Raw genomic sequence first — 12501 nt, forward strand, 5'->3', positions numbered from 1 at the left:
GGAAACTAAATGTTGAGTTATTTCTAATTATCAAAGTATGAAAAATATAAAAATCATTTTCCTGGTATTATCAGCCTTTTCCATGCAGCAAAATTTTGCACAGGTTTGGGTACCTGATAATGGAGATGGAACGTATACAAATCCGATAATTCATGCTGATTATTCAGATCCGGATGCCGTTAGAGTAGGGGATGATTTTTATATGACTGCATCGTCTTTTAACTGCATTCCCGGTTTACCTATTTTGCATTCTAAAGATTTGGTCAACTGGAAAATTATCGGATATGCACTTTCTAAACAAATACCAACAGAAACTTTTGATAAAGTGCAGCATGGTAATGGTGTTTGGGCCCCAAGTATAACTTTTCATAACAATGAATTTTATATTTATTATCCAGATCCTGATTTTGGAATTTATATGATTAAAGCCAAAAATGCGGAAGGGCCTTGGTCAGAACCTGTTTTAGTAAAAGCCGGATCAGGATTGATTGATCCTAGTCCATTATGGGACGATGATGGAAAAGTTTATCTAGTTCATGCTTATGCAGGAAGTCGCGCCAAAATTAAAAGTTTAATCACGGTTTGTACCATGAATGAAGAGGGAACTATTGCTAATAATGATGAAGTAATGGTGATTGATGGTCATGAAAGCGAAGGTACAATTGAAGGGCCAAAATTTTACAAACGAAATAAATACTATTACATTTTTGCCCCCGCTGGTGGAGTTTCTACAGGCTGGCAGACCGTTTTAAGATCAAAAAATGTCTTTGGACCATATGAGAAAAAGAAAGTTTTAGAACAAGGGCAAACCTTGATTAATGGTCCACATCAGGGAGCATGGGTTCAAACGCAAACGGGAGAAGATTGGTTTTTACATTTTCAGGATAAAGGAGCATATGGAAGAATTCTTCATCTTCAACCAATGAAATGGGAAAACGACTGGCCTGTAATGGGACAGGATTTTGATAAAAACGGAATTGGAGAACCAGTAACGACTTTTAAAAAGCCAAATGTAGGCAAGAAATACTCAATTGAAACTCCAGCCGAATCAGATGAGTTTAATGACCCAAAATTAGGATTACAATGGCAATGGCAGGCTAATGCACAAATTCAATGGGGGTTTCCGACGAGTTTAGGATATCTGAATTTATTTTGTTTGCCAACTATAAAAGAGAGTAACAAAATCTTCGAAGCGCCAAATTTGCTATTGCAAAAATTTCCTGCTGAAGAATTTGTAACTACAACCAAACTAACTTTTAATTCTAGATTAAATGGTGAGTCTACAGGACTTTTAATAATGGGACTGGATTACAGTTATTTGTGTCTTAGAAATGATAACGGAAAAATATATTTAAATCAAAAAACAGGAACTTTTGACAAGAAAATTTCTGAAACCGAAACAACTCCGATTCTAATTTCAAAGAATACAATTTACTTGAGAGTTAAAATTAAAAAAGGAGGAATCTGTAGCTTTTATTACAGTTTAGATGATAAAAAATATTCCCCAATTGGAAATGATTTTACCTCAAAAGAAGGAAAATGGATTGGTGCTAAAGTTGGACTTTTTGCCTTGAGCGAGAAAGTAACAAATGATTCAGGAAATGTTGCCGTAGATTGGTTTAGAATGACTAAATAAGATGAAAATGATTCAATTTAACAAGACAGTAATACTTCTTTTGTCAGTTTTAAGTTTTGGTCTGCACGCGCAAAACACTGATAAAAACCGGCGTGCTATTATTCGTAAAAATGATGTAAAAATTAGTTCTAAAGATACTCCGGCAAAAAAAAATGATAATGTCGTTTTAACTGTTGCACAAGATGGATCTGGAGATTTTACTAAAATTCAGGATGCGATATATGCATCTCCGGCTTTTCCATATGAAAAAGTGACCATAAATATCAAAAATGGTGTTTATAATGAGAAAGTGAGAATCCCGGAATGGAATACGAATTTAACCTTGATTGGAGAAAGTGAAGAAAATACAATAATAGCTTTTGATGATAATTTTAAGAAAATAAATTTAGGGCGAAATAGTACTTTTTATACTTACACGGTCTTAGTTGAAGGAAATGATTTTTCAGCATCAAACTTAACAATTAAAAATACTTCGGGAGATAATGGTCAGGGAATTGCATTATCTTTAATAGCCAATCGTGTAAAGATTTCAAATTGCGTTATTTTAGGCAATCAGGATACTTTATACCTTTCAGGTAATAATGCAAAACAATATTTTAAGGATTGCTATATTGAAGGAACAACCGATTTTATTTTTGGAGGAGCAACAGCCTTATTTGAAAACTGCACAATCAACAGTATTAAAAGTTCTTATATAACGGCAGCTTCAACATCTGAAGGAGTTTTGTTTGGTTTTGTTTTTAAAAATTGTAAGCTTACTGCAAATCCTGAAGCGACAGCAGTTTATTTAGGAAGACCCTGGAGAATTTATGCCAAAACAGTTTTTCTGAATTGCGACATGGGAAAACAAATCAGAGTTGAAGGTTGGGAAAATTGGTCTAAGCCAGATGCTGAGAAAAACAGTTTATATGCCGAGTATAATTGCAAAGGAGAAGGTTTTCAGCCAGCTAAAAGAGTTTCATGGTCACATCAGCTTAAAAAATCAGAAGCGGACAAATATACTATAGAAAACATTCTTAAAGATTCAGATCAAAAGTGGTATTCCAGATAAATTTTGGCTTTAAAAAAAATATTATGAATGTTAAATGTCTCTTTTTTTTATTACTTTCTTGCTTTTCTTTTGCTCAGAATAGCGAATTTCCAACAGCAAAAGTCGATTCAATTGTGAACAGAATTCAATTGCCAACTATTCCTTCTTACCAAATAAATATCCAAAAATTAGGGGCTAAGGGAGATTCTGTAACCAATAATAAAACAGCTTTTGACAAGGCAATGGCGTTGTGTAAAAAGAATAAAGGAGGGACGATTATTGTTCCTAAAGGAATCTATAAAGTAAACGGCCCCATACATTTTGTAAGCAATGTAAATCTTAAGATTGAAAAAGGCGCGAAAATCAAATTCAGCGATAGCCCCCAGGATTATTTGCCAATGGTTTTAACAAGTTGGGAAGGCACAATGTTATACAATTACAGTCCGCTAATTTATGCATACGAATGCTCTAATATTGCCATAACGGGTGAAGGTACTATCGATGGAGAAGGAGGTAAGACATGGAAGAGCTTTAAAGCAAAAGAGGAAGCCGGTAAAAATAGAAGTCGTGAGATGAATCATACTAATGTTCCTTTGAAAGAAAGAACTTTTGGGGAAGGGTATTTTTTACGTCCACAAATGATTCAGTTTTTTAATTGTAAAAACATTTTGGTTGAAAACATTCGTATAGAAAATTCGCCTTTTTGGTGTCTACATTTATTGAAATCACAAAGCATCACTGTGCGTGGTGTTAGCTATAAATCGTTAAATTATAACAATGATGGTATTGATCCAGAATATGCGAAAGATGTTTTAATTGAAAAAGTAACCTTTGATAATGGGGACGACAATGTAGCTATTAAAGCGGGAAGAGATCATGAAGGAAGAGCCAATACAGCAACGCCCAGTGAAAATATTGTAATTAGAAATTGTAATTTTAAAGGCTTGCATGGAGTAGTTATTGGTAGTGAAATGTCTGCGGGAGTCCAAAATGTATATGTAGAGAATTGTAAAACGGTTGGTTACTTAAAAAGAGGAATTTATTTAAAAACCAATGCAGATCGTGGAGGTTTTATAAAAAATATTTTTGTCCGAAACATCCAGTTAGATGAAGTCGAAGATTGTTTATATATGACCGCGAATTATCATGGAGAAGGTAGAGGATTTCAATCAGAAATTTCAAATATCCATTTTTCAAATATTACCTGCAATAAAGCATCAGAATCAGGAATTGTGATCCAGGGGTTTCCAGACAAAAAAATCAAGAATATTTCTTTAATTAATATTGAAATAAAGTCAGCTAAAAACGCCATTTCAAACGAAAATGCAGAAAATGTATTAATGACCGATGTTTTTATTGGAAAAAGAGTAACCGTTCCTACAGCGGCCAAATAGTTTTTTTTAAGGTTCAAAGGAGCAAAGGTTTTTCCCAATCTATTTGTTCCAAGAAGCGAGGAATCCCCGCAAGAAACTCTACTCAGTTTTGTTATCCTTTTGAAGGAAGGATCACTCAAGAAACTCGGCAAAGTTTTCAGAAACTAATTCGACAAAGAATAGAAAAAAACATAAACAATAAAGTTTTCAATAAATCTAAGAAGTCTAAAAAATGAAAGAATATATACTAATCCTCTTCCTTATAACAACAACCAGTTTCGCTCAAAAAACAATAGTCTATTGTATTGGTGATTCAACAATGGCAAACAAAAAAGATCCGGAAAGCAATCCTGAGCATGGATGGGCACAAGTACTTCAGCCTTTTTTCAATGACAATATTGTCGTAGAAAATATGGCAGTAAATGGCAGGAGCACCAAAAGCTTTATCAATGAAAAAAGATGGGATTCGGTATATAGAAAACTAAAAAAGGGAGATTATGTATTAATAGAGTTTGGTCATAACGATGAAAAAATAGAAGATTCTGCGAGATATACAAATCCACATACAAGTTACAGATACAATTTAATTCGGTTTGTAAAAGAAACCAGAGCTACAGGAGCAACTCCAATATTACTTACATCAATTGCGAGACGAAATTTTAACGAAAAAGGAGTATTAGTGCCAACACATGGAGATTATCCGTTAGAAACGAGATTAGTAGCACAGGAATATAAAGTACCATTTATTGATTTAGAGTATTACACAGAATTACTGGAACAATCTTATGGACCGGAAAAATCGAAACAACTACATTTGCATTTTAAAGCAGGAGAGAATGCTTATTATGATAAAGATAAAGCCGATGATACGCATTTGTCTGTGATAGGTGCTACAAAAATTGCTACAATTGTTATTAAGCAGCTTAGGATTTTAGACGATCCTGCTCTGGAAAAACTTAAAAAAGCTATTAAATAGTTTTGTGTCCATTTTACTACTTTTAAAACTACAACATGTAAAAAAAATATTTACGTTATAGTTTTTTACAACTGTTAACAATCAAAATAGATACCTTAATCTAGTAGAATGATGACTTACAGAGGTAAATTTAATTTCTAGTTAATCTCAAATTTGTATCACCTTGTTAAGAGATTATCTCTTGATAGAATGTTTATTGTTTTTTTATTCTTAATATTTTTAACCGCTTAAATATTTTGATGTTTTTTTAGTAGGAATGGGGGAGCTAATACTCTCCCATTTTTTTGTTTTAATTCTTTTTATGAATGTTGATCATTTATGAAAATTCAAACTATATAGAACTTTTTTAAAATTGACTGATTTTTAGATTCTAAAAAAAATCATTTGTTATGGATTTACGAGGTATACTTCAAAAACCTTAATCTATAATTTTAAAAACTTATGGAGGTAAAAGAAAAAGGTATTTAGGGAGAACTTTGCGCTTTCAAACTTGGATGTTTGAATTATAAGTACTTAAGAAAAAAAATAAACACATAATAATTAAGATGTTATGAAGAATAGATTACTCCCTTTATTTGTTGTTTTAGGAACAATTTCTGCCTATTCGCAGGTTGGTATCGGAACATTAAATCCGAAACCTTCTTGATAATAAAGGTGTTTTCTTAAAAATGTTTAAAAGAAAATTTAAAAATGAGTTTGATTTTTCTGAAAATTCATTTCTGATTGAAAACGAAAACGATTTTAAAAATTTTGATCGTTCTATATTTGTGGTTTATGATAAATCTGAAATGATTGACTATCTTAAATTAGAAAAGAAAGGGGCAAATGTTTTAGTTTGTTTATTCAATAGACAGCTATATGGTAGTTTGGCTTTCCTGCAAGAAATTAATAATCTGATTTTATTAGATGAATCCAAAACAAAACCTGAGATAGTAAAAGATTTAAAAGCGCATTTTAATAATACTCCAAAATCTGATGAGCAAATAAGTAAATCTTTATTTGGAAGCTCAGCAATTTTTCAAACGCAATTCCATAATTTATATAGCGCGTTATTTTTTTTGCTGTAGCTTGTATTTAAGGACTTTTGTAAATTAAAAGTTATTTTATATTAATTCACTTCAAAATGTAGGATATTAGGTTGCTCAATATCCTACATTTTTACTTAACATTGGAAGTAATATTACTTCACATATTCTTTTTTAAGTTATTTAATTTCATCTGCAATGACTTAAATTCCACCATTACAAGTTATTTGCACAAAGTTAATTTGTTCTAATTTAGTTTTATAATCCTAATAGATTTGTTTTACTTCATTACATTTTTTCCTATGTAGTTGTCAAGATAAATAGCTAACAACTATAAGCTTTGTTTTGTTTTTTCTAAAACTTTATTGAGATTGATATTTGATGATTGATACTTTTTAATTAAAAGGCAAGTTTTAAGGATATTTGAAATGTCATAAACCTACTAATCAAAAATAATTTTTATTAGTAGGTTTTATAAGTAATTGATAATAAAGCATAAAGCAATGAGGTTAAATTATTATTAACTCAAAGGGTGAAAAGAGTTACAATTTTAACATTAAAGATGCGTTATCTATCATGCAAACTTTTATTTTTGCGCCTTAATTTAACACGTATAAGCATGAAAGATCTATTAGTAAAAATCAACGCCGAAATTGACACATTCAAAGCAGAAGCTGAATCTTTAACTGAAAAAGGTATTAAAGCTGCTGGACCAAGAGCACGTAAATCAACTTTAGAAATTGAAAAACTTTTAAAAGAATTCAGAAAAGTTTCTATCGAAGAATCAAAAAAATAATCTTTTTGAATTAAAAAGATAAACCCTCGTTTAAGGAATTAAACGAGGGTTTTTTATAGTAATCATAAATTATTTTTTTCAGAATGATTGATTCTTTTTTGTTCTATGGTACCTGGTCCCACTGTAGTTTCATTATCTTTTTGTTTCACTAAAAATATATAACCAACAAACGGTTTTGTTTTTATAAGATAGTTTAGAACAATACAATCGTCTGTAAAACTCACTACATCATATTTAAAATTCCCCCAGGAAAAAATACTGTCTTTAGTTACAGACCATTTTAGAGGAACTTCCACAACATCTTTTTCTCCTAAATATTCTTGAAATTTTCCTTTACTATTTCTCTCATATCTGTGACTCAATTTATCTTTGCTAAATTTAAAATGAGTAAAATGTGAAGAGTTTGAATTATAATATACCCAATGTTCATCAGGTTTTGTTATAAGGCTTTCTTCAATAGGATTTAGATCACTACAGCTTATAAAAACAAATGTAAGGGCTAATGCATAAAATTTTGTTTTCATAGGCAATGATTTGAAAATAAGAATAAATATAAAGTATTATTCGATATTTCACTTTGTATTTTGATATAATCGATTTTTAGCTACTCATATTGAATTCCCATCAATAAAATTTGAAGGTACTTTTGCAGATCCTTTTTTATTCAAAATCTTTTTTTCTCCAATCTCTCCAAGAAATTAAAAGCGATAGCCATTACAGTAATATCAAGAATTTCTTTTATTACTATGTAATTATAAGAGTTATTATAGTATTATTTCTTAATTAATCTTCTTTGTTTTCTCTTTGTTTCATAAGATTTGTCGATCGATTTGAAATTTTACAAACATTAATATAATAGCTGGTTTGTATATATTATATTAGCGACAGATTAAAGGATTAGAAAGATTAAATTAAAATCTAGTCAATCTACACGATCTGTGTGAACAAGAAATAACACATAAAACTATTTATTTCATGTGTTAAGAAAATTACAAGAATATGAAAGTTGGACTTTTTATACCCTGCTATGTCGACCAATTTTATCCAAAAGTAGGTATTGCAACGTATGAGCTTTTACAAAAATTAGGTTGTGATGTTCATTTTCCAATGGGACAAACCTGTTGTGGACAACCGATGGCAAATAGCGGATATCAATATTTAACCAAAGGATGCGATGCCAATTTTATCGCCAATTTTTCTGGTTTTGATTATATCGTTTGCCCGTCAGGAAGTTGTGTTTTGCATGTAAAAGATCATTTGCATGATGAAAAACAAGAAGATTTAGCGACTGAAATGCGCAAGAAGGTTTTTGAATTGACAGAGTTTATTACTGATATTCTGAAAGTTGATCATATAGACGGGAGCTTTCCCTTTAGGGTCGGAATGCATACAAGCTGTCACGGACAGCGCGGTTTAAAGCTTTCGCAGATGACCGAATTAAACGCTCCGTTTTTCTCTAAACCGGAACAATTATTACACAATATAAAAGGACTCGATTTGGTTTCTTTGACCAGAAAAGATGAATGTTGTGGTTTTGGAGGTACTTTTTGTGTGACCGAGGAAGCAGTTTCAGTTAAGATGGGACAAGATCGAATTAAAGATCATGAAAGCCACAATGTTGATTATATAACAGGAGGTGATATGTCGTGCCTGATGCATTTGGAAGGAATTCTGAAAAGACAAAAAAGCAACATCAAAACGATTCATATAGCCGAGATATTAAATTCATTGGAAAATTAAAAGATTCCTTTTAACTCACAAAAGATGTCTTCAGAAAAAATAATAGAACACAGCGAAGCCGCAACACGTTTTAATAAAGATGTAGAGCGCGTAAACTGGCATGATGAAACGCTTTGGTTTGTCCGTGAAAAACGAGATAAATCGGCACATCAAATTCCGGACTGGGAATTGCTTTGTGAAACGGCTTCTCAAATCAAAAATAATGTGCTGGCCAATATGCACGATTATTTAATTGATTTTGAAGCCAATGCCCAGAAAAACGGAATCATTGTGCATTGGGCTGCAGATGCAAAAGAACATAATGAAATTGTACATTCGATTTTACAAAAGCACGATGTAAAGCAAATGGTGAAATCAAAATCAATGCTTACAGAGGAATGTCATCTGAATGATTATTTAGCGGATAAAGGGATCGAGGTAATCGATTCAGATTTAGGAGAATATATTGTGCAGCTTCGTAAAGAACCGCCAAGTCATATTGTGTTGCCAGCCATTCACCTTAAAAAAGAAGATGTCAGTGAAACTTTCCACGAACATCTGGGAACTGAAAAAGGAAATTTTGATCCTCAATATTTAACAGAATCAGCAAGACGAGAACTTCGTGATACGTTTTTAACGCGCAAAGCCGCTTTAACAGGAGTAAATTTTGCCATTGCCGAAACAGGTGAGTTTGTAGTTTGTACCAACGAAGGAAATGCAGATATGGGAGCGCATTTAGCCGATGTTCACATTGCCTGTATGGGATTTGAAAAACTGATTCCTGAGCGTAAACATTTAGGCGTTTTCCTAAGATTATTGGCCAGAAGCGCAACGGGACAACCGATCACTACTTTTTCAAGTCATTTTAAGAAACCAAGAGACGGAAAAGAAATTCATATTGTAATTGTCGATAATGGAAGAAGCACACAATTAGGCAGAGCAGATTTCAGAAACTCTTTAAAATGTATTCGTTGTGGTGCTTGTATGAACACTTGTCCGGTGTACAGAAGAAGTGGCGGACATAGTTATCATAATGCCGTTGCGGGACCAATTGGGTCGATTTTAGCGCCTAATTTAGACATGAGCAAAAATGCCGATTTACCTTTTGCAAGTACTCTTTGTGGTTCTTGTACTAATGTTTGTCCGGTTAAAATTGATATTCACGACCAGTTATACAAATGGCGTCAGGTTTTGGTAAAGGAAGGGCATACGCCCACTTCAAAAACGATGGCAATGAAAACGATGGCAACCGTTTTAGCGAATCCAACGGTATTTAATTTGGCTGGAAAATCGGGAAGATTTGTAATGAAAAATATTCCGGGATTAGTGAATAATAAAATGAACAAATGGTACGACCAGCGCGAAATGCCAGAAGTTCCAGAGGAATCTTTTAGAGAATGGTACAAGAAAAATTCAAGAGAATCTAAAGCAAATAAAAATGAGTAGTAAAGCTGAAATTTTACAAAAAATAAAAAACAGTCAACCGAGTGGAATTGCTGATTTACCTAATTTAAATGTTTTAGGTTCTGATCAGTTTGATGTTTTTGAAATGTATAAAACAGTATTGAAAAACATTGGAGGAAATCCGATAGAAGTTGTTGATTATAATGAAGTACTAACGTATATCAAGAATAATTATCCACTTGAAAAACGAATTATAACTACACTTCCGGAACTTTCTGAAATTGCACTTTTGGGCTGGACAAATGATGATCCGCATTCGCTTAAAGATGTGGAATTAACGATTATAAAAGCGGATTTTGGAGTAGCTGAAAACAGTGCACTTTGGGTAACAGATGCTATTTTAGGACAACGTGTCGCTCCTTTTATAACACAATATTTAGCGATTATCGTAAATAAAAAAGACCTTATTCCAACAATGCATCAGGCTTACGACAGAATTGGAAATCAGGAATATGGTTTCGGAACTTTTATCGCCGGGCCTTCTAAAACTGCTGATATTGAACAGTCATTGGTTTTGGGTGCTCATGGAGCTAGGGGATTAGTTGTTTTTTTGATGGAGTAAGTTACACAGGCTCGCACTAGCATTTGGCTTTAAACACAAAATACAAAAATGTTTGTAATTGGATTTCGAAATGTTATTTGCTTTTTTGTGCCGAAAAGTAATCTACAGCATCATTAATAGCTGAATCTATAGTTTGGTATTTCATTTTAAATGAATGAATGGACTTTTCATTACAATAAAAATTATCAATACAAAGAGCCTTCATATTGGTAGAACTAAGATTAGTTTTTATTTTGAAAAGCCGCATTAGATCGCCAAAATACCCTAGTAAAGTTAAACCACATTTTGGAATTTTAATCATTACAGGTTTTTGGTTGGTGATATTATTTAGCTTTTTGAAAAATTGAAAATAACTTAAATTTTCATTTGCAATAAGATATTTTTGACCATTTTCAGCAGCTGTAAAACTCTTAATAACGGCATTTGAAACGTCTTTTACGTGAACGAAATTTTTTCCTCCCGGAGGATAGAAAACAATCTTTTTTTTCCATCCCATTAAAATAATTTTTCCGGAACTTGGCTTTGAATCATAAGCACCAATCATAAAAGTGGGCTGCAGCAGAATGACATCAGTTTTATGAATATTTTCAAGCAAAAATTGTTCCGCTTCAAACTTACTAATTGCATAGAATGAATCAGTAAAAGGCTTTTTCATTGCTTTTAGTTCATTCCCTAAAACGGCTAGAGATCCAAAACCCAGTGTATTTGCAGTGCTAACAAAAACAAACTTTTTAACACCACAACAAACAGCAGCATTAAACAATTGTTTTGTAGTCTCGTAATTAATTTTTCTATATCTATCATAAGTAGTTAGGCTTTGACTCGTTTCGGCAGCAACATGAATTACAATATCAATATCCTTTAAGAATGGTGTTAGATCATCAAATAAGTTTCCCTGAATGAGTTCAAGATTTTGATGATTTGGCCCTATAAATTTTGCCTTATCACGTATTAATCCTTTTACAATAAAATTCTTAAGCAAAAGATCTTCTACTAGATTTGAGCCAAGTAAACCGTTAATTCCTGTAACAAAGACTTTTTTCATTATTCGATTTCTCTTTTTATAGCTCTTGTCATTAAGGGTAACCTTATTGCAATTGGCAAAATTTTTAATAACGCCCAACTTATGGGATTTACCATGATTACAGAATCTTTCTTGAATAATTGTTGGATACAATACTGCGCTACTTTTTCAGGATCCAGTAATGTTAGTTTTCCCAGTAAGCCTTGTTTTTCAATTCTTGCTGTAATCTCGGCGCTAGTTTTCATAGCGCCAGGATTTACAACACTAACAAAAACATTGGTGTCTTTTAATTCCTCATTCAATCCTCTTGAGAAAGAATGAATAAAGGTTTTAGAAGCCGGGTAAACAGTTTTATATCCAATAGGGGAGAAAGCCGCCATACTTGATACATTGAGTATGTAGGCTTGTTTTTGTCTTAATAAATTAGGTAATAACTGATGTGTTAATATTGATGTTGCCACAACATTTACCTGCATTATGGTATTGATATAGTCAACTTTGGCATCGACAAATTTTTTCGTTCCGCCAGTTCCGGCATTGTTGATTAATATAGAAATGTTGAAATTATTATTGATCCAATTAGCTAGTGATATGACATTAGCACAAACTGATAAATCAATTTCAAATGGAGCTGTTTTAACCTCGTATTTAAGCTCTATTTCTTTTGAAAGATTTAGTAGCCCCTGATCAGGTAAACTAACCAGTACAAGATTCATTTTTCTTTTGGCAAATTCCAATGCAAACTCTTTTCCTAATCCCTGACTTGCGCCAGTTATTACTACAAATTGTTCTTCTGATTTTTTTTCGAATGGCATGATATCAAATTTATAAAAGCAAAGGTAGATTTGATTATAGCCGTAAATGTGCGTGTTTATAAACAGAAACTATTTTAAGGT

12 protein-coding genes are annotated in these 12501 nt (G+C 32.3%); 9 read left to right on the forward strand and 3 right to left on the reverse strand.

Going from position 1 to position 12501, the window contains the following annotated elements; all coding sequences use genetic code 11:
• Window positions 1-37: 37 nt before the first annotated feature.
• From IRZ99_RS14345 to IRZ99_RS14370, 6 genes are all read left to right on the forward strand, one after another.
• The gene (locus tag IRZ99_RS14345; protein ID WP_194657922.1) at window positions 38-1636 is read left to right on the forward strand and encodes a glycoside hydrolase 43 family protein; all 1599 of its coding nucleotides are present in this window, start codon (window positions 38-40) and stop codon (window positions 1634-1636) included.
• 7 nt (window positions 1637-1643) lie between these two features.
• A complete protein-coding gene (locus tag IRZ99_RS14350; protein WP_194657923.1) occupies window positions 1644-2687 on the forward strand; it encodes a pectinesterase family protein in 1044 nt (347 codons plus the stop codon).
• Between the two features lie 23 nt (window positions 2688-2710).
• Window positions 2711-4060 carry a glycoside hydrolase family 28 protein gene (locus IRZ99_RS14355; protein WP_194657924.1) on the forward strand — a complete coding sequence of 450 codons (1350 nt, stop codon included), beginning with the start codon at window positions 2711-2713 and terminating at the stop codon, window positions 4058-4060.
• 211 nt (window positions 4061-4271) lie between these two features.
• Window positions 4272-5015 (forward strand): rhamnogalacturonan acetylesterase, encoded by a 744-nt coding sequence (locus IRZ99_RS14360; protein WP_194657925.1) that lies wholly within the window; start codon window positions 4272-4274, stop codon window positions 5013-5015.
• 668 nt (window positions 5016-5683) lie between these two features.
• Window positions 5684-6082, forward strand: coding sequence for a hypothetical protein (locus IRZ99_RS14365; RefSeq protein ID WP_194657926.1), 399 nt, complete (start codon window positions 5684-5686; stop codon window positions 6080-6082).
• A 577-nt stretch (window positions 6083-6659) separates the two neighbouring features.
• Window positions 6660-6836, forward strand: coding sequence for a histone H1 (locus IRZ99_RS14370; protein WP_072973729.1), 177 nt, complete (start codon window positions 6660-6662; stop codon window positions 6834-6836).
• A 62-nt stretch (window positions 6837-6898) separates the two neighbouring features.
• On the opposite strand, the gene IRZ99_RS14375 is transcribed toward IRZ99_RS14370, so the two are convergent.
• The gene (locus tag IRZ99_RS14375) at window positions 6899-7360 is read right to left on the reverse strand and encodes a hypothetical protein (protein WP_194657927.1); all 462 of its coding nucleotides are present in this window, start codon (window positions 7358-7360) and stop codon (window positions 6899-6901) included.
• A 475-nt stretch (window positions 7361-7835) separates the two neighbouring features.
• Between IRZ99_RS14375 and IRZ99_RS14380 the strand changes: the two genes are divergently transcribed.
• From IRZ99_RS14380 to IRZ99_RS14390, 3 genes are read left to right on the forward strand one after another with little or no spacing between them, the layout of a single operon-like run.
• On the forward strand, window positions 7836-8576 hold the full coding sequence (locus IRZ99_RS14380) for a (Fe-S)-binding protein (protein WP_194657928.1): 741 nt from the start codon (window positions 7836-7838) through the stop codon (window positions 8574-8576).
• 24 nt (window positions 8577-8600) lie between these two features.
• Entirely contained in the window at window positions 8601-10001 is a 1401-nt protein-coding gene (locus IRZ99_RS14385) for a lactate utilization protein B (RefSeq protein ID WP_194657929.1), read from the forward strand.
• Window positions 9994-10581: an LUD domain-containing protein gene (locus tag IRZ99_RS14390; RefSeq protein WP_194657930.1), complete on the forward strand. Its 588-nt coding sequence runs from the start codon at window positions 9994-9996 to the stop codon at window positions 10579-10581. Before IRZ99_RS14385 ends, IRZ99_RS14390 begins: the two co-directional genes overlap by 8 nt.
• Window positions 10582-10654: 73 nt before the next feature.
• On the opposite strand, the gene IRZ99_RS14395 is transcribed toward IRZ99_RS14390, so the two are convergent.
• Window positions 10655-11626: an NAD-dependent epimerase/dehydratase family protein gene (locus IRZ99_RS14395; RefSeq protein WP_194657946.1), complete on the reverse strand. Its 972-nt coding sequence runs from the start codon at window positions 11624-11626 to the stop codon at window positions 10655-10657.
• Entirely contained in the window at window positions 11626-12420 is a 795-nt protein-coding gene (locus IRZ99_RS14400; RefSeq protein ID WP_194657931.1) for an SDR family oxidoreductase, read from the reverse strand. Before IRZ99_RS14400 ends, IRZ99_RS14395 begins: the two co-directional genes overlap by 1 nt.
• Window positions 12421-12501 lie beyond the last annotated feature (81 nt).

The organism is Flavobacterium sp. LC2016-12, from assembly GCF_015351595.1.
Classification (GTDB): Bacteria; Bacteroidota; Bacteroidia; order Flavobacteriales; family Flavobacteriaceae; genus Flavobacterium.